This is a genomic window from Haloferula luteola (assembly GCF_014201715.1).
In the GTDB taxonomy this organism is placed as follows: domain Bacteria; phylum Verrucomicrobiota; class Verrucomicrobiia; order Verrucomicrobiales; family Akkermansiaceae; genus Haloferula; species Haloferula luteola.
Map to the genome: position 1 here is coordinate 311,826 of NZ_JACHFD010000002.1, position 24,390 is coordinate 336,215.

At 58.7% G+C, this 24,390-nt stretch carries 17 protein-coding genes and 1 tRNA gene; 10 read left to right on the top strand and 8 right to left on the bottom strand.

Features of this window, described 5'->3' with window-relative positions:
- Entirely contained in the window at positions 1–405 is a 405-nt protein-coding gene (locus HNR46_RS03175) for a response regulator (protein WP_184015717.1), read from the bottom strand.
- Positions 406–593: 188 nt separating this feature from the next.
- Between HNR46_RS03175 and leuS the strand changes: the two genes are divergently transcribed.
- From leuS to HNR46_RS03190, 3 genes are all read left to right on the top strand, one after another.
- Positions 594–3,161 (top strand): leucine--tRNA ligase, encoded by a 2,568-nt coding sequence (gene leuS, locus HNR46_RS03180; RefSeq protein ID WP_184015719.1) that lies wholly within the window; start codon positions 594–596, stop codon positions 3,159–3,161.
- Between the two features lie 7 nt (positions 3,162–3,168).
- Positions 3,169–3,555: a VOC family protein gene (locus HNR46_RS03185; RefSeq protein ID WP_184015721.1), complete on the top strand. Its 387-nt coding sequence runs from the start codon at positions 3,169–3,171 to the stop codon at positions 3,553–3,555.
- A 95-nt stretch (positions 3,556–3,650) separates the two neighbouring features.
- Complete coding sequence (locus tag HNR46_RS03190) at positions 3,651–5,192, top strand: family 43 glycosylhydrolase (protein WP_184015723.1); 1,542 nt, start codon at positions 3,651–3,653, stop codon at positions 5,190–5,192.
- Between the two features lie 178 nt (positions 5,193–5,370).
- On the opposite strand, the gene HNR46_RS03195 is transcribed toward HNR46_RS03190, so the two are convergent.
- Entirely contained in the window at positions 5,371–7,626 is a 2,256-nt protein-coding gene (locus HNR46_RS03195; RefSeq protein WP_184015725.1) for a GH92 family glycosyl hydrolase, read from the bottom strand.
- Positions 7,627–7,747: 121 nt separating this feature from the next.
- Here HNR46_RS03195 and HNR46_RS03200 point away from each other — a divergent pair, with 121 nt between their 5' ends.
- Positions 7,748–9,286 carry a family 43 glycosylhydrolase gene (locus tag HNR46_RS03200; protein ID WP_184015727.1) on the top strand — a complete coding sequence of 513 codons (1,539 nt, stop codon included), beginning with the start codon at positions 7,748–7,750 and terminating at the stop codon, positions 9,284–9,286.
- Between the two features lie 71 nt (positions 9,287–9,357).
- Entirely contained in the window at positions 9,358–10,677 is a 1,320-nt protein-coding gene (locus HNR46_RS03205; RefSeq protein WP_184015729.1) for a hypothetical protein, read from the top strand.
- Here the strand turns inward: HNR46_RS03205 and rtcA are convergent.
- From rtcA to HNR46_RS03225, 4 genes are all read right to left on the bottom strand, one after another.
- Positions 10,645–11,658, bottom strand: coding sequence for an RNA 3'-terminal phosphate cyclase (rtcA, locus tag HNR46_RS03210; RefSeq protein ID WP_184015731.1), 1,014 nt, complete (start codon positions 11,656–11,658; stop codon positions 10,645–10,647). The two genes, HNR46_RS03205 and rtcA, sit on opposite strands and share 33 nt — an antisense overlap.
- 4 nt (positions 11,659–11,662) lie before the next feature.
- Entirely contained in the window at positions 11,663–13,147 is a 1,485-nt protein-coding gene (locus HNR46_RS03215; RefSeq protein ID WP_184015733.1) for an RtcB family protein, read from the bottom strand.
- Between the two features lie 85 nt (positions 13,148–13,232).
- Positions 13,233–13,364 (bottom strand) — tRNA-OTHER (locus tag HNR46_RS03220).
- A 188-nt stretch (positions 13,365–13,552) separates the two neighbouring features.
- On the bottom strand, positions 13,553–15,130 hold the full coding sequence (locus HNR46_RS03225) for an RNA-binding protein (RefSeq protein WP_184015735.1): 1,578 nt from the start codon (positions 15,128–15,130) through the stop codon (positions 13,553–13,555).
- Between the two features lie 239 nt (positions 15,131–15,369).
- Here HNR46_RS03225 and rtcR point away from each other — a divergent pair, with 239 nt between their 5' ends.
- The 5 genes from rtcR to lpxA all read left to right on the top strand — a co-directional run bounded on the left by rtcR (position 15,370) and on the right by lpxA (position 21,493).
- On the top strand, positions 15,370–16,986 hold the full coding sequence (gene rtcR / locus HNR46_RS03230) for an RNA repair transcriptional activator RtcR (protein WP_184015737.1): 1,617 nt from the start codon (positions 15,370–15,372) through the stop codon (positions 16,984–16,986).
- Positions 16,987–17,092: 106 nt separating this feature from the next.
- Complete coding sequence (locus HNR46_RS03235) at positions 17,093–18,058, top strand: coiled-coil domain-containing protein (protein ID WP_184015739.1); 966 nt, start codon at positions 17,093–17,095, stop codon at positions 18,056–18,058.
- A gap of 223 nt (positions 18,059–18,281) precedes the next feature.
- Positions 18,282–19,247 (top strand): sensor histidine kinase, encoded by a 966-nt coding sequence (locus HNR46_RS03240; RefSeq protein ID WP_184015740.1) that lies wholly within the window; start codon positions 18,282–18,284, stop codon positions 19,245–19,247.
- A complete protein-coding gene (locus HNR46_RS03245; protein WP_221284984.1) occupies positions 19,244–19,873 on the top strand; it encodes a response regulator in 630 nt (209 codons plus the stop codon). Before HNR46_RS03240 ends, HNR46_RS03245 begins: the two co-directional genes overlap by 4 nt.
- A gap of 846 nt (positions 19,874–20,719) precedes the next feature.
- Entirely contained in the window at positions 20,720–21,493 is a 774-nt protein-coding gene (gene lpxA, locus HNR46_RS03250; RefSeq protein WP_184015741.1) for an acyl-ACP--UDP-N-acetylglucosamine O-acyltransferase, read from the top strand.
- Here the strand turns inward: lpxA and HNR46_RS03255 are convergent.
- Complete coding sequence (locus HNR46_RS03255; RefSeq protein ID WP_184015742.1) at positions 21,483–23,984, bottom strand: VIT domain-containing protein; 2,502 nt, start codon at positions 23,982–23,984, stop codon at positions 21,483–21,485. The two genes, lpxA and HNR46_RS03255, sit on opposite strands and share 11 nt — an antisense overlap.
- Complete coding sequence (locus HNR46_RS03260; RefSeq protein ID WP_221284985.1) at positions 23,981–24,382, bottom strand: helix-turn-helix transcriptional regulator; 402 nt, start codon at positions 24,380–24,382, stop codon at positions 23,981–23,983. Before HNR46_RS03260 ends, HNR46_RS03255 begins: the two co-directional genes overlap by 4 nt.
- Between the last annotated feature and the right edge of the window lie 8 nt (positions 24,383–24,390).

The following is a 24,390-nucleotide window of genomic DNA, read 5'->3' on the forward strand; positions in this document are numbered from 1 at the left end:
TCACACCGGCAAGCCAGCTAACAATGCCCGCAGATCATCCGGCACCACGGGCTTCGGCAGAAACCCATCGAAACCTGCCTCGCGGGCCTTGACCCCCTCCACATCCGCCAAGCCTCCGCTCAACGCATAAAGGTGGATCCCTCCTCCCCCCTCCATTTCCCGAATCATTCCGGCTGTCTCATAACCACTCAGTCCGGGCATGTTCAAATCCATCACGATCAAATCCGGCGGCACCTCGCGCACCTTTTCCAAAGCCGACGACCCATCATACACCACAGTGACCTGATGGCCCTCGAGCTCGAAAAAGAGCCCCAGCACATCGGCGGAACTTCGGCCGTCGTCGACGACCAGCACCTTCAACGGGCCGCCGTGGGCACTCGGCGCAGAAATCGGGGTGTCACTCATGGATGGAGAAATCAGGCCGGAGCCTGAGCCCAAACAACGGGAGGATCCCGCAACAGGCAACCTCTTATCGCCTCGCAGATTCCTCCCACCCGGGGTTTTTCTTTTCAAAATTCGCCCCTTCCGGCAATTTCCGCGCCCTTTCCGGGGCATTTTCCCCCTGAAATTCGAACCTTTGGCCACCGCCCACCATGTCCGATCGACGCAAACCTTTTCCCTTCGATGAGTTCGAACCCCGCTGGCAGCAGCTTTGGGACGCGGAGAAAACCTTCCGCGCCCCGAACCCCGGCGACGCGGACTTCGACCCTTCGAAGCCGAAATTCTTCGTCCTCGACATGTTCCCCTATCCCAGTGGGGCCGGCCTCCACGTCGGCCACCCGGAAGGCTACACCGCGACCGACATCATCGGCCGCACCAAATTGCGCCAGGGCTTCAACGTCCTCCACCCGATGGGCTGGGATTCCTTCGGCCTGCCCGCTGAGCAATACGCCATCAAGACCGGCCAACACCCACGGATCACCACTGAGGCCAACATCACCACCTTCAAACGCCAACTCAAGTCCCTCGGATTCGGCTACGATTGGGATCGCGAAATCGCCACCACGGACCCCGAATACGTCCGTTGGACCCAGTGGATCTTCCTCAAACTCTATCACTCCTACTTCAACCAAGAGACTGGCAAGGCCGCTCCCGTTTCTGAACTGGAAGCCCAAGGCTGGAGCCGCTCCCAAATCGACGCCGTTCGCCTCGCCTTCATTCACGAAGCCCCCGTCAACTGGTCTCCCGATCTCGGCACCGTCCTCGCCAACGAGGAAGTCGAAGAATGGAAATCCAAAGGCCACACTGTCGAACGCCGCCCACTGCGCCAGTGGATGCTGCGCATCACCCAATATGCCCAGCGCCTCATCGACGATCTCGAACCCCTCGACTGGCCGGAAGGCATCAAGCTGCTGCAAAAAAACTGGATTGGCCGCAGCGAAGGCGCAGAAGTTTGCTTCCAGATCTCCACGGCTTCCGCGGAAGCCTCCCACGCCGTGGAGGTCTTCACGACTCGTCCCGATACCCTTTTCGGAGCCACCTACATGGTGCTGGCCCCCGAACACCCCCTCGTCGCCGAAATCACCTCCTCAGACCAAAAGGAGGCAGTCGAATCCTACATCAAAGCCTGCGCCGCCAAGTCCGACCTCGAACGCGGCGACCTCAATAAGGACAAATCCGGAGTCTTCACCGGCGCCCACGCCATCAACCCGGTCAACGGCCAAGCCATTCCCGTGTGGATCGCGGACTATGTGATGATGGGCTACGGCACTGGCGCGATCATGGCCGTTCCAGCCCACGATGAACGTGATTTCGAATTCGCGAAAAAATTTGAGCTGCCTGTGGTTCAAGTCGTCCAACCCATTGGCGATGCGGATTGGCAGGGCTACACCGACCCCGGCACCGCAATCAACTCCGGCTTCCTCGACGGCCTGACCACCGCAGACGCCAAAACAAAGATCATCGATTGGCTCGAAGCCGAGGGCAAAGGCACCCGCCGCATCAACTACAAACTCCGCGACTGGCTGTTCAGCCGCCAACGCTACTGGGGCGAGCCCTTCCCTCTCATCTGGAACCGGGAAACCGGCGAACATGCGGCAATCCCAGAAAGCGAGCTGCCGCTGCTTCAGCCGGATATGGAGGACTTCAAGCCCACCGGGGACCCCCGTGGACCGCTCGTCAAAGCCACCGACTGGATCGCCTACTCCGAACAATTCGAGCGCGAAACCAACACCATGCCCCAATGGGCAGGTTCCTGCTGGTACTACCTCCGCTACTGCGACCCTCGTAATTCCAACCAGTTCATCGGTGAAGAAGTCGAAAGTTACTGGTCCGGCGGCGGCGCGAACCCCGGCACTGTCGACCTCTACGTCGGCGGCACTGAGCATGCCGTACTGCACCTCCTTTACGCCCGTTTCTGGCACAAGGTCCTCCATGACCTCGGTTACCTGTCGACCAACGAGCCGTTCCAGAAATTGGTCAATCAGGGTCTCATCCTCGGTGAAGACGGCCAGAAAATGTCCAAATCCCGCGGCAATGTCGTCAATCCCGACGAAGTCGTCCGTGACTACGGTGCCGATGCCTTGCGCCTCTACGAGATGTTCATGGGTCCGCTCACCGAAGTGAAACCTTGGCAGATGAAGGGCGTCGAAGGCGTATCCCGCTTCCTCGCCCGCGTCTGGCGTGTGGCCATGGAGCAAGATCAAACCGGCGAATGGACCCTGTCCAAAAAACTTCAGAATGTCCCCTGCTCCGACAAGGCCCTCCTCAAAGTGGTGCACGAAACTATCAAGAAGGTCACCGAAGACATCGCCAAGATGTCCTTCAACACCGCCATCTCCCAAATGATGGTCTGCACCAACGCTTTCACCGCTGCCGAGGTCGTACCTCTAAAGGAATTCACCCTCTTGCTGAGCGTGTTGAACCCCTTTGCTCCTCACCTCTCTGAAGAAATCCACCGACTCATTGGCAACTCCTCCCAACTCGCCCATCAACCCTGGCCCGAGCACGACGAATCCGCGCTGATTGAATCCGAAATTGAGATCGTCGTACAGGTCAATGGTAAGCTGCGCGACAAAATCACCGTCGCCAAGGATGCCCCTAAGGAGGACATCGAATCCGCTGCCCAGGCGACCGAAAAAATTCAGGAGCAACTCGCTGGCAAAACCGTCCGCAAGGTCATCGTCGTCCCGGGAAGGCTCGTCAACATCGTCGCCAACTGATCCCCCGGTGAAAATCGAGCACCTCGCCTTCAACGTTGCCGAACCCGTGGCCATGGCTTCGTGGTATCAGCATCATTTTGGCCTGCGCATCGTCCGTCACCTCCCCGAGCCGAACCAGACCCACTTCCTTGCTGACGACGCAGGCACAGTGCTCGAAATCTACTGCAATCCCCCCGATCAGGTTCCGGACTACGCCGCGATGGATCCGCTGCAGTTCCACCTTGCCTTCACCAGTGAAGCCCCAGAAGAGGACGCGGCCCGTCTTGTCGCGGCCGGTGCCCAGAGAGTCTCAGAGGTGCGTCCCGACCTCGGTTCCCTGATCCTCATGTTGCGCGACCCTTGGGGGGTCCCCTTCCAGCTCTGCCGGCGATCCCGTCCCCTGCAGCAAAGCTGACCTCCACGTCCACCGAGGTCGGAGATCGGACAGACTCATGCATCGACAAGCTGCTGACATTGTTGGGAAGCTCCCTTGGCGTTTCGCCTCCCATCATGTCAACCCGATCAACCCAACTCCTTCTCAGCACTCTGCTGGGTCTCCTCGCCACCCAGGCGCCCCTATTCGCCCAATCCCGCTTTGCCCCGGCCAATGGCCAGGACTTGCTGGAAAACCTCCAGCCGCTCGGTGGAAAATGGACCGCCGAGGGTGATGTCCTCACCGTCGACGGCGGGAACGGACCCAAAGCGCTCTTTCCTGGACGACAATTCGAAGACTTCCAGCTCGACCTCGAACTCCGCGCCAATGGGGAGGGAGCCCAAGCAGGCATCGTATTCCGTGCTCAAGACCTCGCCGAAGGCATCGACGCCTATCGGGGCGACTATGTCGGAATCACCGGCGGAAAAGATCTCCTCGTCTGGGGCGCCGTCGATCCTTCCTGGCGACCCATCGGCACCCGTCCGTTGGCAGTCGAATCGGGCACTTGGTATCACCTGCGCCTTCAAGTCGCTGGAGAGAACGTCAAAATCTACCTGGATACTCAACCCATCACGGAGTCCAGCTGGCCCGTCTTCGACGGCGTCGATCCAGCCCTGAAAAAAGGCTCCATCGCCCTGCGCGCCCTCGATGGCTCGGCTTCATTCCGCCATCTCTCCATCCAGCCCTATCAGGCACCTCGCCTGCCAAAAAGCTACACCAATCCCGTTCAACCCGGCTGCGCAGATCCTGTCGTTTTCCACCAAGATGGCAAATACTATGCCTACACCACTTACTCCCCGGATTTTCCCAACATGCCACGCGGCATCCGGCTCTACACATCCACAAATCTGGTCGATTGGAAGGACCAAGGCTTCGCCTTGAAAAACGAGGACAGTTGGGGCGACTCCCGCTTCTGGGCTCCGGATCTCGTCGAGAAGGACGGCACATACTTCCTCTACTATGCCGCGGATGAACGGATGTGTGTCGCCACCTCCGATACCCCCATGGGTCCCTTCCGCCAAAAAACCGAGACACCCATCGAGCCCAATAGCATCAAAATCGATGGCCACGTCTTCGAAGACGACGATGGTCAACGCTACTTCTACTACGTCAGCTTCGCCGACGGAAACCAGATTTGGGGAGGAAAGCTCCATGACGACATGGTGAGCGTCGACGCCACCACTCTCAGCATGATGGTCAAACCCGACCAGGCATGGGAACGTCACCAGTGGCCCGTCACCGAAGGACCCGAAATCCTCAAGCACAAGGGAACCTACTACCTCACCTATTCCGGAAGCCACTTTGAGAATCCGGAGTATGCAGTCGGCTACGCCACCTCAAACAGCCCTTTGGGCCCTTGGACCAAGTTTGAGTTCAATCCGGTGATGAAATCCACCTCCTACGCTCACGGCACCGCCCACCATTGTTTCACCGAATCTCCCGACGGAAAAGAGACCTTCATCGTGTACCATCGCCACCATACCCTCGACGAAACCGAACCCCGTGCGTTGTCGATCGATCGGGTCCGATTTGTCCCGAATCCCAACGGTGGGCCTGATATCCTGCAAATTCACGGGCCCACATCCTCCCCGCAGCCGCTCCCATCAGGAGCTCGCTAGGCAGGTATCTCCTCACTGAAATCAAAAAGCCGCAGATTCCGCCGGTGCCCGCCGTAGGGTTTATTAAATGGCGGCGAGTCCGTGCAGAATCTGCGGCGAGGACCTCCGACAGGATTTCTTCATGGGGCAATCCACTCACCCCAAGAAGCCGGTCGGAGAAAGACAACAAAGACGAGTCTTACGAATCTGCCGCCCACTTGGACGGCTTGGGACCCATCTGATAAACGATGGTTCCGCCTCCCTTGATTTCATCGTAGGGCAGTCGAACGCTCGTCCAGGGCTTGCCGTTCACTTCCACGGACTGGATGTAGACGTTTTCAGCACTCTGATTCTCCGCCTTGATGTCGAGCTTGTGCCCGTCACCAAGATCCATCACCGCATGCTCGATCGCCGGGCTCCCGAACACATAGTCGTCGCTACCCGGGCACATCGGATAGAAACCCAGCGATGAGAACAAATACCACGCCGACATCTGACCACAGTCGTCATTGCCCGTCAGCGCATTCGGCTTGTTCCCGTACTGGGTTGCCAGAATATGGCGGATCTTCTCCTGCCCCTTCCACGGCTGGCCCACTTCTCCATACATGTAGAGAACATGGTGAGCTGGCTCGTTGCCGTGCCAGTATTCACCCATCCGGCCCTGCACATCCTCCATGTCGTTGGTTTCGTCGTCATGGAAAGTGAACAGCTGATCGAGCTTCGAGACGAATGCCTCCTTGCCTCCCATCAGTTCCGCCAAGCCCTCCACGTCTTGCTGGACGTGCCAAGTATATTGCCAGCTGGTGCCCTCGGTGAAGTCACCCATGTGAACATACTCGTGAGGATTGAAAGGCTCGCGCCATTGGCCCTTCGAATCCTTGCCGCGCATCAGCCCGGTCTCTGAATCGTAGAGGTTCTTGTACGAGGCCGCCCGCTTTTCGAATCGTGCCTGGTCTTCTTTGCGGCCGAACAGTTCTGCCATCCGAGCCACGCAGTAGTCGTCATACGCATACTCGAGCGTTTTCGACACCGACTCATTCTCCAGGTCAAAGGGGACGTATCCCAATTCCTCATACGCCGCGATTCCATCGTATTCGGGATGAGTCGCCGTTGCCATCACCGCTTCATACGCGTGTTCCTTGTCGAAACCCTCAAGACCCTTGACCATAGCATCCACGATCACCGGTACCGAGTGGTAACCGATCATGCACCAAGTCTCGCCACTCTGTAGCGACCAAATCGGCAACATGCCATCAGCGCTTTGATCGTAGTGCGCCAACATCGAATTGATCATATCGACATTGCGCTCTGGCTGAATCAGGCAAAACAAAGGGTGCGTCGCCCGGAAGGTGTCCCAGAGGGAAAAAACCGTATGGTTGTTGAAGCCCTCCGCCTTGTGCACCTCACGGTCAAGCCCTCGATATTCTCCATTGGCATCCTGATACAAAGTCGGCGCCATGAAGCAGTGATAAAGCGCTGTGTAGAAGGTCTGCTTGTCGGCTTCCGACCCTTCCACCAACTGGAGCTTCTCCAACTCCTTGTCCCAGGCACTTTTGGTCTTTTCCTTCAGGCCATCGAAGTCCCACGCGGGGACTTCGCCTTCCAGGTTGGCCATGGCGTTCTCTTTGCTGACCGGGGAAATCCCGATCTTCACCATGATCACCTCATCCTGCTTCGTCTCATACTCCGCAAGAAATCGGAGGTCCGGTCCGAAGACCTCATGCGAGCTGCGAAAGCGGTAAGTCTTGTAGCTATCATACTTCACCTCGCTGCCACCGCTGTAGGCCTTGTAGGAGTCAAATGGCCGGGAAAACTTCGCAGCAAAATACATCTGCCGCTCCCTCGCCCAACCATCGACCAGGTGCATGCCTGTGATCGTCGAGTCGTCCTCTACCCGTAACTGCGACCAGATCATTTTGAAGCGGTCACCCGTCAAAAAGTGGCTGAGATCGGTCAGGATCGACGATTTCCCTGCCGGAAAGGTGAACTTCAAAATTCCCGCACGCTCTCCGGCGGTCATCTCCGCATTCACGCCGCTATCCAAAAGCTTCACCTGATAGTAGCCCGCCTCAGCCGACTCCTGATCATGAGAAAAGCGCGAACGGTAACCCTCATCCGGCTTGTCTTTTGGACCCGGATTGAGCTTCGGCTCACCCGTCTGTGGAATGAACAGGAAGTCCCCGAGCTCCGGAATTCCGGTGCCGGAAAGGTGCGTCATCGAAAACCCCATAATCGAGGGGTCGGTGTATTCATAGCCCGAGGCCGTAGCCCACGTGATGGGGTCGGTGTCCGGGCTGATCTGCATCATTCCAAAGGGCGCGGATGGCCCCGGGAAGGTGTTGCCCTCCCCTTGAGTGCCCACAAAGGGCTGAATGTAGTCACTGAGTCGAGACTCCGCATGCACCGCCGTCAAAAGGGCGAGCACCGAAGCCGTAAGGCTGATCTTGGGTATCATTGGGTAGGAGCGTCATAGCAGGCAGCGGTCCGGCCGGGAAGCGAAGGGTCCGATTCCGAAAAATCACGATGTATAGGAAACGTTTCCCCGTGAAAGAACCCCTCTTTTTGCTGCGATAACCATGGCATTTCCACTTCTCCACATGCGCCTCTTCCCACTCGCGCTCGCGCTTTCCCTGATTCTCCCTGCCCCTGGAGCATGGCCTTATCTCGATCCCTTGACTCACCCCTCGGCGGATCACTGGGAACTCGTCGGCGGCGATTGGTCGGCCGACCAAGGCAGCCTTGATGTCGATCCAGGCGCTGGCGCCCTCGCCCACTTGAAAGGTCTCGAAGTCAACGATTTCCAACTCGACCTGGAGATCAAGGCGGATGCTCGTTCCGAAGTCGGGGTGATTTTTCGTGGCCAGAAGCTTGATTCCAAACCCGATGCCTATGAAGGCGGGGAGGTCCGCATCCATCCTGGCGAGAATACCATCTACTGGGATTCGGTCGCCAAGACTCGAAAACCCATCGCCCACCGACCGCTTCCCATCGAATCTGACCAATGGTACCACCTGCGCATTCAGGCCGCCGCAGAGCGCGTTCGGATCTACCTTGAGTCGAGCCCCATCACCTCTGACAGCTGGCCGATCTTCGACGGCGTGGAAGCATCCTTCACCAAAGGAGACATCGCACTCAAGGCCTCCGGGGACCAGGCGTCCTTTCGAAATTTGGAACTTCGCGAGATTCGCTCCCGTCCGCTTTCTGACTCCTTCACCAACCCGGTCCAGGAAGGTGGCGCGGACCCTGTCGTCCTTCATGATAACGGGAAGTACTACGCCTACACCACTCACACCGCCCGGCAGCGGGGAAGAACCCAAGGAATCCGATTGCACACCTCCACCGATCTCGTCCATTGGAAAGACGAGGGCTTCGCCTTGAAGGACCGGGATAGCTGGGGCGACCACGGATTCTGGGCACCTGACATTGTCGAGAAAGACGGAACCTTCTACCTCTACTATGCCGCTCAGGAACGAATCTGCGTCGCCACCTCAAATTCGCCCATGGGACCTTTCCGACAGAAAACCAAGGAGCCCATGGCGCCAGACAGCATCAAAATTGATGCCCACGTGTTCGAAGACGACGATGGCCAGTGCTATTTCTACTACGTCAGCTTTGGGCAAGGCAACGAGATCTGGGGAGGAAAGCTGAACGACGATATGGTCAGCGTCGATCCCAGCAGCCTCCGAAAAATGCTCGGGCCCGACGAAGCCTGGGAGCGCCATCAGGCGCCGGTCACTGAGGGCCCCGAAATGATCAAGCACCAAGGAATCTACTACCTCACCTATTCCGGAAGCCACTTTGCCCATCCCGAATACGCCGTGGGCTACGCCACTTCCGATAGCCCTCTGGGCCCTTGGAAAAAGTATGCCTTCAACCCGGTCATGAAATCCACTTCCTACGCCCGGGGAACCGCTCATCATTGCTTCATCGAATCTCCAGATGGCAAGGAGATCTTCATCGTCTATCATCGACACCAAAGCTTCACCCAAGTGAGCCCCCGGAATCTTGCGATCGACCGCGTCCGCTTCGTTCCCGATCCGGCCGGAGGTCCGGACATCCTGCAGATCCACGGCCCCACCTCCACCCCTCAGCCCATGCCGTCGGGAGCCCATTGAAGTGGGACGATTCGACTTCAACTTCACCCAAGCTTCATTCTAACTTCAAAGACTCCCCGCATGCTCTCGAGATGTGGAAGTTGATTCGACGCTTGCTTGCGATGGGGTTTCTGGTTCCAGGACTCCTGCTGATCCCCGCCATCACCAGTACCGCGATTCTCATCAGTGACCCAGGGCTCCGTTCCGCGAGCCCCAGCCGCTTTGCATTTCAGCTCCACCGCAGCCTCTCGCGGCGGATCCCCCGCTATGTGGAAGATCGCCTCGCCTCCGGGAAGGCCGCCACGCTCAGCGTGTCCCAAATCACGGCGACAGAATGGCCTGTCTACGGAGCCTTTTTCTACCTCCTCGCCACCCAGAATTTGCAGCAGCAATGGGATGCCAACCCTCAGCTCTCCTCCACCGCACCCAAGGAGGAAGGCATGGAGGCCATTGAAGCCAGCCTGCGTCTCGCCCTCGACGACAACCACGCCCATTGGGTCAAAACCTATTGGGGCGACGACTATTTGTCAGACCCTAACTGCTTCTATCGAATGCTGTTGATTGGATCGATCACCGCTCACCACCTGCTCACCGGTGACCTTCAGCACCTCGAACTCCTCCGTGAGCTCTCGACCGATCTCGCCACCGACATTGACCAATCTCCCAGAGGCCTGATCGACGACTATCCCGACCAGTGCTTTCCCGCTGACGTCGCCGTCGGCATCGCCATGGTGCGCTATGCGGATCAAGCCTTGGGCTCAGATCATCAGGAGTGGGCTTCAGCTGCCTATCGCAGACTAACGACCACTTTTCCCGATTCCCTTCCTCCCTACATGGCACGCGCCAGCACCGGCCACCCCACGGCACCCTCGCGAGGCTGCACCAACGGATTCTTTTTCAGCTTCGATCGCCAACTCTCCTCCGACGATACGGACTCCCGCTACGAAGCCTATGTCGATCACTTCTGGAGAGAAACAAAGGTGATGGCGGGGTGGCGAGAGTTCCCAGCCGACCCGGCAAAATCCGACACCCTCTACTTTGACCCCGATTCAGGACCCGTGATCGATGGACTTGGAACCTCGGCCACGGGCCTCGGTCTGGGTGCCGCTCGGCACCACGCCGATTCGGATCGTGCGGGCAAGCTCGGTGCCGAATTCATCGCAAGTGTCCTCCCCCTGCCCACCGGCCGCCTCCTCCTTCCATCGTTGGTGGCAGATCACGAACATGCACCCTTGTTTCCGGAAATCGTCCTCCTCCATCAGATTTCCATCGCGGGTGGAAGCACTCCCTCGCCAGCTCCCATTCCCCGAATCGTCTTTCTTATCCTAACTTCCGAAATCTTGATCGGTCTCCTTTCCCTGGCTGTGGCTTGGAAACTCCTAAGGGTGCAGCGTCAACCGAAGGCGGCCTGATCCCAGATCCTCCCACACATGCTGAGTACCGAGGAAAGCATGAATGACAGAGAGATTGGTCTCCACGTGAGAATCCGGGCTCATGGTCGTGAAGCTGCCTCCGCCGGCAAGGGCCATCGGCAATAGCAATTGATCAGCCAGATGCCGACCCACGGCACTGCCCGTACCCATCCAATCCCGCATCGCTTTTCCCGCTCGTCTGCCTAGCCGCTCCGCCGATACCCCTTGGGCACCAAACGTGCAGGTCATCTCCCGAGTATGCTGAAACTCCGCCTCGACCAGGCAGGCAACTCCCATCCCCGGACCTGCGGGAAGGGCTTTCACCTGAGCATCTTCACAAGGAAATACCTGAACAGCCGCATCCATCATCCGACCGGCAATCGACACGGGAAGCTCACGGAACGGCACTCGGATGGAGCTCGCTACGAGTTCTCCGGGCTCCTGGACGTCAAACGACATTCGTGACTCCCATGGCTCGACCTTGGCCAAGATGCAGCCGCCTCCCACCGGAGCAAATCCGGATTCCTTCAACTCCAGTTGGGCACGGGCACCCATCTTCGCGAGTGCAGGCAAATACACCCGCTCTAGGAATTCAAAAGGAGGAGCCATCGGGTTGTGAGTTCCCCCAAAGATCTTCACTTCACTTGCACCCCCTGCTTGCCACAATGCGGGCAACACCGTCTGAAGAACCAAACCGGTGCTGCCCGCAGTCCCCACGGCGAATTCATAAGTTCCAGAACGCACCTTTCCGGCCCGGAACACCAACTCGGTGGAGCCGATCTCGGCGCCGTCGGCGGTTCCCCCGGAAATGGCACAAGCGGCCCGCACACAGGCAAGATGCTGACGCATCAGACCCGGCTTCCGCCGCGCCCCACGAAGGTGGTTCATCCGGAAAGGTTGCCCCGTGACGACCGAAAGAGAGAGTGCGGTGCGAAGCATCTGCCCACCTCCCGCACTCCCATCGAGTGAAATGACTTTCATGCCTTCAATCGTCGGCTTCTGCTGCGTCTTTGATCACAAACCGAGCTTGCAACTTCGCCACCGTCTCGGCGAGCCCGGCCGCTTCGACGCTTCGAAGCACTTCGGGGAAATTCTTGTAGGCATCCGGTGCCTCATCCAAGGGATACTTGCGGCAATTGGTGAGGATGTCCGAGGCATCGAACTCCGCATCCACCGACTTTTGATCGAGAGTGCGGAATGCGTGCTTGCGACCCATCTGACGTCCCGCTCCGTGGTTCACTGACCAAGCCGTCCGCTCGGCTCCACCGCGCGCCACCATCACCACGGAACCATCCCGAGGGTTCCCCGGAAGAAGGATCGGATGCCCGGTCTGTGCAAACGGCGTTCCATGCAGCGAAAAGTGTCCGCCGGGAACCGCCCGGGTCGCGCCCTTGCGATGCACCCAGGACTTCTTGCCATCCACGATCTCTTGCCGCGCGATATTATGGGAAATGAAGTACACCAACCCTCCCTTGGCTCCAGGCAGCACTTCTTGAAATGCCTCCAGAACAAGCGCATTGATCAGCAGGTGGTTCACTGTCGCAAAGTTCGCACCTAAGGCCATGTCATCAAGATAGGCATCTGCCTCCGGAGTTCCAAGAGGTGCATACACCAGCTTCTTGTCGCCAGCAGGATAAGGGGTGCTCCACGCCTCAAACTTGCGTTCGAGGTCCTTGAACTGATGCGTCGCTAACAGGTTTCCAAATCCGCGTGATCCACAGTGGCTGAGAAACGACACATGCCCATCTCTCAATCCGAATACATCCGCAGTCTCTCTCATCGAGGGACGGTCGGCAATTCTCGTGATCTCGCATTCGCCGAAATGGTTGCCACCACCGTAGGATCCGAGCTGGCTCATCTTGTCTCCAAAGTGCTTGATTCGATGCGTCTCAAGAATCCACTCAAGACGGCTACGAAGAGCATCGTAGGAACCATCATGCCCCGCATGCGCCGAGTCCTCACAGCGTCCAGCCCACTCGAGGGGAATTCCTAGGGCTTCACACACCGCTTCCGAAGCTCCTTCGGTCACCACCTTGAAGCCGAGATCGCGATCGACAGGGCGCCCTTTCTTCACGTTCCGCTGACCACGCCCAGCTCCGGTCGGTGTCCGCTCCACGATGGCTTCAATGAGTGCACGACGCGTCCTCTTGTCGGCGATAACATCCTCGGGGATGTCCATCTGCAACAGCGACATCGAGCACTTGATATCCACTCCCACAGGTCCGGGGTAGATATGTGTCGGCGAAACCATCACGCAGCCGATGGGGGCACCATACCCAGCGTGACCGTCGGGATTGAGCACGACATCGGTCACTCCGGGAGCAAGGCGCGAGTTCACGGCCTGCTGGAGGCAGGTCTCATCAAATGAGTCGCGAATCGAGTCCGTCCCAATCACCGTAATAGGCTTGCCCTTATCTTCGGGCAAAGGGAGGAAGCCAATGGCTTCGTCAGTTTTATGGATCGTTTTCATTGTCTGATTCAAAGAGGCGGCGACAAGGGGTGGTGAAACAACTTTTCCTGCTCTACCGCTGAGCTACCGGGCCGTTGTGAATGAGTGGCCCGAGCCGGATTCGAACCGGCGACCTGGTCGTCCGTAGCGATGGAGTTCCACCTGCATTCGCCATTTTTAGTCAAGGATTCGCGACAAGGAGGTCGAAGACATCTTCCATGCTCTACCGCTGAGCTACCCCGCCGAGGCGGGAGCCGGATTCGAACCGGCGACCATGGGCTTAGATGGAGTCTTCAAGGCATTCGCGAAAAGGGGGGCCGACGCGACGTCTCCGGGACGAGTTGGGCAAAAGAACTTCTCTGCCCCGAATCTCTCCTAGGGGTCCCCCCGTGTGGGGGATTCCCTGATTCGTCGCGTCGGTGCAATCTAGGCTGTTTTGAGTCGAGGGTTAAGAGCTTGAGATTCGATGGCCTGGATCCAGGGACTGATTTCGCTTCCGCTCGCCGCAAACGCCGCGATGACTTCGAAGACATGGTCACTGAATCCACCTACATTCAGGATATCCTGGCCGTCAGGAGCCTGCGCCGTGGTGTTCGGCACGAGGTCGATGCACACCAACTTCGCCTGGGAGTTGCGCCGCTTGAGCTTTTGCCACTCAGCGAGCATCCCCGTCCCGTACCCTGCCCGGCGGGCATCCATCCATGACTCGTTGTCGGAGACGAAAACGACCAAGTCTGGAGCTTCGCCTCGTTGGTTGAGCCAACGCAATGGAGCGGAGACATTCGTTCCTCCGCCGCCGACGGCAGCAAGCCGCTGGGCATTGGTGAGAACGGTGTCACGAGGATTGAGTGGAACCTCGACCACATCCCTCTCGAATGGAAGCACCCGCGCCGAGCGGTTCTTCCGAAGAAAGGCGGCCGCCACCAGACCAGCAATGTCGACACAGCGGACCTTAGAGGTGGCTCCCTTACGAACACCCGTCGCAGCGCACTGCATCGACCCTGACACATCCGGGCAAACGACCACCGATCCTCGAATCGTCGGCACGTTTTCAAGCGCGACCTCCATGGCATCCTGAAGCGCTTCCCGCAATCGATGAGGCACCTCATTTCCTGCATGCAGAAAGGCCACCATGAGCTGATAAGGAAAGACCCGAGCACGCCGAACGGCTTCAGCGTTCGCAAGTTTCCTCGCCAACCGCTTCACCATTTCGCGATCCTCGAACACGCCGTGTCGCGCAAAGGTGTTCAGGTTCATGCGGACGGTCTGCCAACTCGCATTCTCCGCGATCTCGGACCACTCGCACGGTCCAAGCTCAAGAGCTGTCAGCATCTGGAAAGGCACGTCGGGAAGCTCGCCTCGACGAGATCGCTTCCAATCCTCGAAATGGCGGATGTTCTCCGGCAGCAACTCGACATCATAGGAACGACCGATGAGCCATCCATAGAACGCTTCCCGTGACTGGGTGCTCGGACGCGGGTGGACCATCTTGACGATATCCGCCAACGACGGGTCGTTGCCAACGGAAGCATGGAGCAACTGACGGTCCGTGGCTCGTTCCAACCACTCGCGGACGAGCCGCCGCGGAGCCGAGCCCAATGACTTCCGCCCCGTCACTCCAGAACGAAGAATCTGAACGAAGGTTCGCAACATGCGGCCGTTGTCGATGACGTGAGGGAAAACCTCGGCGAGCCGATCGAGATCACGAGTCGCCAAAACAGCGCACAACAACGCCGGAAGGTCCTTCATGAAGCCGCGCTGCCGAGCATGCAGCGCCGTCTTGGCGAGGAAATCGGTGTCCACCTTGGCCGCCAACTCCAGCACGCGCTCAAGTTGAGTCTCCGCCGAGACATAGTAGGTCGTCGTGAGACACCCCGTCATCGCCACCCGAGCCAAAGCCGCCTTGGCGGAGAGCTCATAGGCCACTCCACCTGCGTCATTTCTCGCAGTCGCCTTGGGGATGAAGGCCCCGCGGAGTGATCGGAAGAGTTGGTGATTTGCCATCGGTTTGCAGGTCCGGGTGTTGCGCCGGACGCCAACCTATAGGCACCCGCCATGCCAACTCTTCACGACCCCAAGCCCCACATCATCGCAACTTCCTCTCTTTTAGAGCTTAAAAACTTTCACCACTCGCAAACCCCAAGATCATCAACCCCACAAAATCGAATCATTTTTATCCTTTTGGATAGGCTTTTCTCTTATTTTCGATTGCCTACCCTTCTGGCTAGAGTGATTTTTGCCGCATGAAACGAGTCGCAATCGGATTGTTGGGCACCGTCCTCGATCGAGGAAAGACTCCGGATCGTTGGGACAAGTGGCGCCCTACCATCTCTCTATTTCAGCACGAGGATCTGTTGATCGAACGCTTCGAGCTTCTGTTCGAAGCCGCATTCCAATCCCAGGCGCAGCAGGTTGCAGAAGATCTCCGGTCCGTTTCCCCAGAAACGGAGGTGCGTTTTCACCAGATTCCTTTCGGCCGCGATCCTTGGGACTTAGCCGATGTCTACGGCGCACTGCACGATTGGGCACGGAACTACGAGTTTGATCCCGAGAACGAAGAATATCTGATCCACATCACTACCGGCACCCATATTGCCCAGATCTCTCTGTTCCTGCTCAATGAAGCCGGCTTCTTACCGGGACGGCTGGTCCAAACCGCACCACCACGCGGCGGCAAACGCACTCGGCACCACGATCCCGGGCATTTCACCATCATCGATCTCGATCTCTCCAAGTACGACGCTCTGAGTACGCGCTTCGCTCGCGAGGCCGGTGAAACCACCGATTTCCTCAAAAGCGGCATCGCCACTCGCAACCCTGCCTTCAACCAACTCATCGACCGCATCGAACAGGTCGCCCTACGTTCGAGAGCCCCGATGTTGCTCACCGGGCCCACAGGAGCAGGGAAAAGCCAACTCGCCCGCCGAATTTTCGAACTCCGGCAGCATCGCGGGGGCCTTGAGGGGAATTTTGTCGAGGTGAACTGCGCCACCCTGACCGGCGACACCGCTGCTTCGGCACTCTTCGGTCACGTCCGAGGATCCTTTACCGGGGCTCAAAAGGACCGGCCCGGATTGCTTCGGGAGGCCCACAAAGGACTACTGTTTCTCGACGAGATCGGGGAACTGGGCACCGACGAACAGGCCATGCTGCTGCGCGCCCTTGAGGACAAAACCTTCCTCCCCGTCGGCTCCGACAAACCCGTGAAGAGCGATTTCCAACTCATCGCCGGGACCAATCGGGACCTCCGACAGGCCGTGGTCGAGGGGCGATTCCGCGAAGATTTGCTCGCGCGGATCCACCTATGGACCTTTGCCCTGCCCCCACTTTGCGAGCGTCGGGAAGATCTCGCACCCAATCTGGACTACGAACTCTTGCGCTACGCTGAAACCGAGGGAAGGCAGGCATCCTTCAATCAGGAAGCACGCCGTGCTTTTCTGCGCTTTGCCGAACGCCCAGATACACCGTGGCTCGGAAACTTTCGCGACTTCAACGCCGCCATCGTTCGCATGGCCACCCTTGCACCACGGGGCCGCATCCGCATCGAAGATGTGGACGAGGAAATCCAGCGCCTTCGCGCCAGTTGGCAACGCCCCGGGGTGCCCACCCCTCACTCCTCCGCAGAGGCAACCATCCCTCTTTCCCCTCAACAGCGGGAACAGATCGACCCTTTCGACCGGGTTCAACTGGCCCATGTCGTCGAAGTATGTCGCCGGTCGACCTCATTGTCCGAGGCAGGAAGGGAACTTTTCAGCGTCTCACGCCAAAAACGTGCCATCACCAATGATGCCGATCGGCTGAAGAAGTATCTGGCCAAATGGGGCCTATCCTTCGGCGATCTGGGAGCTTTCAAGCATTGACCCCCACTCCATTCCCCCAAAGTAGCGGAAAATTTGAGGCATTTCCTTTTGCTTTGAAAGATATTGGATGTTAACCGATGTTTACCTTTTGCTTTCACAAACCATCATGAAACCGTTGTCACGCACCGCTCTCGTCTTCGCCCTCGTCACTTCATCCCTCGCCCCATTTGCGCTGGCTGAAAACGCACCCGCCGCGAATCCCTCCCAGGAATCCTTGCTGCAAAGCTTCGACTCGCTGGCCAACACCCTGACTCAAGCCAAGAGCCAGATGACCCAGGCCGTCACGGAACGTGACCAGGCCCTCCATCAACTCACCGATGCTCGCAACACCTTGGACAACCAGTCCAAGCTTATCGAAAAGCTCCGCAAACAACTGGCGGAGAGTGATCAGCGCGCCAAGGAGTGGGAGAAAAGCAGCCGCCAACAGGAAGCCGAAGCCAATCGCTGGCAAAAACACGCCAAGGAACTCGACGAACGCCTCGCTGTCGGCGGCAAAGCCCAGGAGCGCCTGAGCGACTTCAACCAGCGCCTCAACAAGACCGTCGCAGAGTTTGATTCCCTGCAAGCCGAGCTGACTCGCTTCCGCGACTCCATGAAGGAGCCCCGCCAAATTTCCGAGCTCGTCAAAGAAAACGAGTCCCTCAAGGACGCGGCCAACAAGTCCGCTCTGGCCATGAAGCAGCGCAGTGAGGCGGAGGTGAACCTGAAGAAGCAAATCGATCAACAAGGTTCGGTGCTCAAAGAACTCGAGGCCAAACACCAGGAATTCGTCGCCAAGGCCGAAGCACGCCTGAAAGAAAGCAACGCCCGTGAAACCGCCGCTCAAGCCCGCGGTGAGGAACTGGCTCAACAACTCGAGGACACCCGCTCGAAACTCGAAGCTTCCCTCCGCAACCAACAAAAGCTCACCGCTGAGCTGACCGAAAACGGCAAGAAGCTGGAGGCCCTCCAAAAGCTGCAAGCCAGCCACGAAGCTTCCCAAGAAAAGGCCCAAAAGCCCGAAGCTGAAGCTCACGAGGCCAAGGCCGAGACTCCTGAAGCCGACCAAGCTCAGGCACAAAACGCGGAATAATCCCGCCTCCGACTCTCAAGCCGTCCCGGAATTTTCCGGGGCGGCTTTTTTTATGCGAAGAAGCCCCCCTCGATTCTGGGGGTGCAAAATGTTCACATCGGTGGGAGGATTCCCGGTTCAGGGCCTTTCCTGATCGAGCTAGCTCGCGGCGCGCCCACGATCCGCCAGCGACCGCTTCGCCGGGATCCCTCTGGGCGCCGCGCCTCCTCCGACCTGTTTTCCCTTGAAGATCCCCTTCCTCCAGCTTCCTGAATTCCGAGTCTCGGTGATTTATTTGATCGTCGGGTGCCTCTGGATCGTTGGGTCCGATCTCGTGGTTGACCACATCGCGGCCCTCCATCCAGCCGCACAGGTGCTTCAATCTTATAAGGGGCTCAACTTTGTCCTCGTCACCGCGCTCCTGCTTTTTGCGGTCCTTCGACGCTCCTTCGGTGGCTGGCGACTTGCTGAAAAGCAACGGGAAGAAGAACTCATCGCCTCCAGCGAGCGTTTCCGCGAACTCTCCGCACGCCTGCAAGCCCAGCGCGAAGAGGATCGGACCGAAATTTCAAGGGAGATTCACGACGAACTCGGCCAGCAACTCACCGCCATCCAGCTCAAGCTCGGCCTCGCCGAACGCTGGCTGGATCGATCCGGCGACAAAACGCTCAATGCCCTGATCGACCTCACCGTAGAAACCTCCGAATTGGTCGACCAAGCCATCGATTCCGTCCGCCGCGTCGCCTCGGGTTTGCGCCCACCCGCCCTCGATCACCTGGGGCTTGCGGCGGCTCTCGAAGAAGAAGCCCGCGATTTCACCCAGCTCACCCAAATCCCCTGCCGCCTCCACATTCAGACGATGGACAACGAGCTTTCCCGGCCGCTGGCGACCGCCGCATTCCGGATCTTCCAAGAATCTCTCACCAATGTCGCTCGTCATGCGCACGCGACGGAAGTCCTGGCCACCTGCGAAGCCGACGACCAGCGACTTCTACTCACGATCGAAGACAATGGCCGGGGCATGGACGCACACACCGCCGAACGACCGCTCACGCTGGGACTCCTCGGCATGTGGGAGCGAGCCCGCAATGCGGGTGGAGAATTGAATTTCCGCTCTTCGGAGGGACATGGCACAACGGTCCGGCTGGTACTACCCCTCTGTGATTCTCATCCCTTAGGTGATCCCGAATCCACACGACAGGTCGCATGAAAATCCTCGTCGTCGATGACCACGCGATCGTCCGCAAGGGAATGATCGCCCTTCTCAAGGAAGAGATCCTTGGACTGGAATTCGACGAATCCGGAAGCACCGAAGCCGCTCTCCATCAAGTCTTGGCGTATCCCTACGCCCTGGTCATCGCCGACATCACCTTGCCGGGTCGCAGTGGCCTGGATCTCCTGAAGGACCTTCGCTCCACCCAGCCGAAGCTTCCTGTTCTCATCATGAGCGCCCTCCCGGAAAAGGACTACGCCGTCCGTGCCTTCAAACTCGGCGCTTCTGGCTATCTCTCGAAGCAAAGCGCTGCAGACACTCTGGTCACCGCCGTTTCTAGAGTCCTCTCTGGCGGCCGCTACGTCAGCCCCGGACTCGCCGAGGTGCTCGTTGGAACGCTCCAGCAAACCTCTTTCGACGAACCCCACGAAGCGCTCTCCAACCGAGAATTGGAGGTGCTGCGCCTGATTGCCGAAAGCCACTCGCTCAAAGCCATCGCGGCTCGACTCGATCTCAGCGAAAAGACCATCGCCACTTACCGAGCACGCATTTCCGCCAAACTCGGGCTCGCCACCAATGTCGAACTTACCCGCTACGCCGTGCAGCGGGGATTGATCGAGTGAGCCCCTCTGTCGGGTTTTTCCCCGACACGAGAATCGTCAAGCCACCCGACAGATCCCATGAAAGAACCGTGGAAGTCTCTCCTCCGTCCGGTGGGAACTGCGCGAACCTTCCGGACAAAGAGACCATTCCGCGACCCATTGGCCGGCGATATTCCAACGCCGTTCTCGTCCCGGGAAAGGACCTGCTGATTTCTCCGCCATCCTTGGAGGCATGGCGGAACCCACTCAGGGCGAGACAGTGTGGTTTGCTGGTTTCAGGAGGCTTGCCGTCGGCATCAGGGTTTCCGGTTCCGCAACTCCGGGGGGACTTTGCGGGACAGGGGGGAAGACCCCACGGTGCCGGCGGCATCACCGCCTCCCCGCGGGTGCGAGCAAGGTCGACTTTCGTTAGATACGGGATCATTACGCTTTCCCGTATGTTTTTCGCGGAATGCCAGTTAATCCATCAGCTGGCTATATGAATCCATTCATTCGCCGGAGGAGCATGTGTGGGTCAAGGCTTCGTCACATGAATCCGCTCGTTCCCGACAGGCCTTCCCTCCCTCATCGTGGGGGGCAGGATTCCCCGTTCCTACGGGGATTGGGCACGGTTCCTGCAGTGCCCGAAATTCAAGTCTCGTCCGACTCCTCTGGGTTTACCCCTCGAAATCCAAACACTGTCTTCCATGTTCCGTGCATTACGAAAATTCATCCGGCGGCTCTTCATGCCGAAGTGGCGCCGGGAATATGAAAAGTTCCGCAAATGATTCCAGCGCCCCGGAAAGGTCCGGACCCCTTTCCGGGGCGCTGAACATCATCGGATTTTGAAGTTTGAATTTTCCGTGGCTGCCGTTTGCACTCCCCGGCGTGATTCACCCTACGGCCATCGTTTCTCCCCGTGCCCAAATCGGCGCAGACGTTCACATCGGACCCTTCTGCGTCATCGGTGACCACGTCGTGCTGGGCGAAGGATGCCGGCTCCATTCCCACGTGGTGATCGAGGGCCACAGCACCATTGGCAGCTACAACGAGTTCTTCCCCTTCGCCGCTATCGGCGGAAAAACCCAGGATCTCAAATACGCCGGGGAACCCACCTCGCTGATCATTGGCGATCGCAACGTGTTCAGGGAAAATACCACCGTCCACCGCGGCACCTTCGAATACACGCCGACTCGGATCGGGAGCGACAACCTTTTCCTCTGCTACGCCCACGTTGCGCATGAGTGCCAGGTGGGCAACCATGTGATCCTCTCCAACAACGGCACCCTTGCCGGCCACGTCACGGTCGAAGATCACGCCATCGTCTCCGGCTTGGCCGCCATTCACCAATTCTGCCGGGTCGGCTGCCATGCCATGGTCGGAGGCTGCTCACGCATCGTCCAAGACATCGCCCCCTACACCGTGGTCGAAGGCAATCCCGCCACCACCCGGGCCATCAATCAGGTGGGGCTCAGCCGCCGCGGATTCACCGACGATGACCTGAAGGCGCTGCGCACCGCTTACAAACGTCTCTTCCTCAAGAAAGACGCCAACCTCGGCCTCGCGCTGTCCGGTCTCAAGGCCGAAGCCAGCGCCAACAATCCGCACGTCAAACATCTCATCGCGTTCCTCGGATCCTCACAGCGAGGCGTCACGCGCTGAGCCGCCTCCGCCTGAAGACCATCGAGGAAGCCCCCAACAACACCAACAGGAACGCCGAGGGTTCCGGCACTGCGGGCAAATGAGGGACTGCCGAAATCTCGGCCGGATCCAGCCCGTGGCGACGGTATTGCTCATCGGTTTCCAAAACCACCGCACCGGAAACTGGTGAAACGATTTGGTATTGAGCCGCCACTTCCCCCACCTCTTCGCCTCTCCCATCGGCCTGCTCGATCGCCCAAAGACGGGCAAGTTGATCCCAAACTTCCTCTCCCAAGACCGGTTGCTCCGGCGACGTTCGCGACCAATCCCATTCCAGCCGGTCCCGGCCTGCACGCAGTTCTGCAAGGAATGCCTCAAGATCACGCAGCGGATTCGCGAGACGAGGCCCCCGTTTCAGCGCCCCTTCCCGACCCAGAGCTTCCGCCAACCGATTGGGGCCCGGAGCCACCTCGATCTCAAAAATCTCCGGTCGATGGGTCCCTCGCTGTAGAAGCTGCAGCAATGCCTCAGACTCCGCCAACTTCACTGGCTGAGGCCCATGCAACCATACCACCGCACCCCGCTCATTCCCGCGGGCACGAACAATGGCCTCTCGCAACGCTGGCTCATTGTCCCTCCCCCCTCGGAACCGATAATCCTTGCGATAAGGTTCCACCTGATCCGTCGCCAAAAGGAACTCCGCCGAGCTCGAGGCCGTCACCTCGTCCAGCCAATCCGCCGCCTCGGCCATCGATACCGATCCATCGACGACGACCACCACCCGATCATAACCCACCTCATGCAGCCGATGCGGGCTTCGCGAAAGAACCGACTCCTCGACCTTCGCCATCGGGTCCCGGCACCACACCCGCGAGGGTTCGTCATCGAGCTCCGATAGCCGCACCACGGAGCCATTTCCCGTCAGGCGGTCTGCCGGCGTCATGATCTGGCAGGCATAGCCATCACCATCAGGCTCCCCTTCACCCAATCCTGGAACCGAGAAATCCTGATTCGCCTGCACCCAAACCGCATGGCGCAGGTTCTCCTCAAAACTAAAATTCCTCTCCACCAATCGCGGCATCTCCCACTCCCCACCATCCAACGGCGCGGTGACCCCAAAGCGAATCTTCATCGACCCTCCAGGCGGCACCGGAAAACACTGCACCATCACCGTGTCTGGCCCCACCATGGTCACCAAAACCGGATCCCTCTGTTGTCGCACGGCGATCTCCCGGTAGGCCTCTTTCACCTTTTTCACCGTGCTAAAGGCCGCTTCCCGAGGCTCTCCATTCACCCAAAGGGTCAACCGAGAAACTCTTCCACCACGCGGCAATCGCACCTGGCAACGAGCTTCCTGCGGCCGCAGGGTGGCATTCTCAAACACCATCGTCCATTCTCCGTACCCAATCCGCGAAACGCCGTCGAGGTGTGCATCGATTCGAGACTCCCCCAGCTCCAGTCCCTTCAACCGAACCGCCACATCATCCCCACCGAGATGGTCATCAAATTGCCATTCTACCCTCTCCCCTCTTTCTCGGACCTTCAGACTCCCTCGCGGGGGTTCGAGCGCATTGAAAGGCGTTCCCGTGACCCGGAAAAAGACTTCCCTTACTTTCTCTGAATCCGGGCTGCGCAGGACGCCGGTCGACACCCAGCCGGAAATATCCGTGCGCCGATTTGTGCCACGGTTTCCTTCATAGCAGGCCTGAAGGAGCGTCTCCTCCGAGTGAAAGAACCTCAGCCGAGAAATCGCCGATTCGGCCGATTTTCCCGTTTGGGTCGCCTCTTCCAACTGCAAACGCGTCCAAATCCCGGGACCATCCAGCAACACCAGCGAGAAAATTCCCGCCGCCAGGCCCCATCGCCAGCCAGATCGATACTCCCAAGGCCGCGGCACACGACTTTTCCGCGACCTCGAAATCCTCAAACACACCCACCAGGCCAAAATCGGACTTAACGAAAGAAACCCCAGCCCCAGAAACAACACCGCAATCAGCGACGCCGGAAGCAGGGGCAAAAATAACAAGGCATAGAACCCCGAAATCGCGATTGCCCAACCCGCCGCCAAGCCCTGCCAGCGGCTCCCCATCCATCGCCCCTTCGTCAGCAACCACGCATTCAGCACCGGAATCGCGAGGACCAGAAGCAGGTGCCAAATATCCACCACCGGATTGAAAAACACCTCCGCACAAAACCCAGAGAACGCCTCAAAGATGCCAACACCTGCCGGAAGCAGAACTCCAAACATCCAAACCGCGACCTTCCGCCATCGCGAGGTCGCCACCATCACCTCGGACTCCATTTCCGATCCCGCCTCCAAGCGAGTAAGAGCTTCCTCCAACACCCCGCTGTCGACCCGTTCACCCGGCAGCCTTTCCGCCTCCTCCAGCAAGTGAGCCCGAAGGTCATCCTTCAATTCCTCGGCATCTTCCCGATCCAAGCCCTCCCTTAAGACCCTCGCCTGCAGATATTCCTGAAGCCGATACTCGGCCTCCATGGTCCACTTTTTCATGATTTTAGGTCAGATTCGGAGTTCTCCTCCGAGGTTTTCAGTTCATCCAAAGCCGTTCTTCCGAGCCCCTCCACCCCCGCTGACAGGACCGCAAAATAGTCCGCCATCTCCCCGGCAAGCCGCCGCCCTTGATCCGTGAGCCGGTAGTACTTCCGCGCCGGTCCTTCCTCCGATTCCACCAGGCGAGTCGTTACCCACCCCTGCTTCTTCAGGCGGGAAAGCAGGGGATACATCGAGCCCTCTGCCACCCCGAGCCCGGGGATCGCCACCAGCATCTTTACCAGCGCGTAACCGTAGCACTCGCCCCCTTCCAGAGCTCTCAGGATGCAAAAATCCAGCAGACCCTTGCGCATCTGCACGGTCCAATTCGCAAACCATCCATCAGGATCGACATCCACCCCATCAC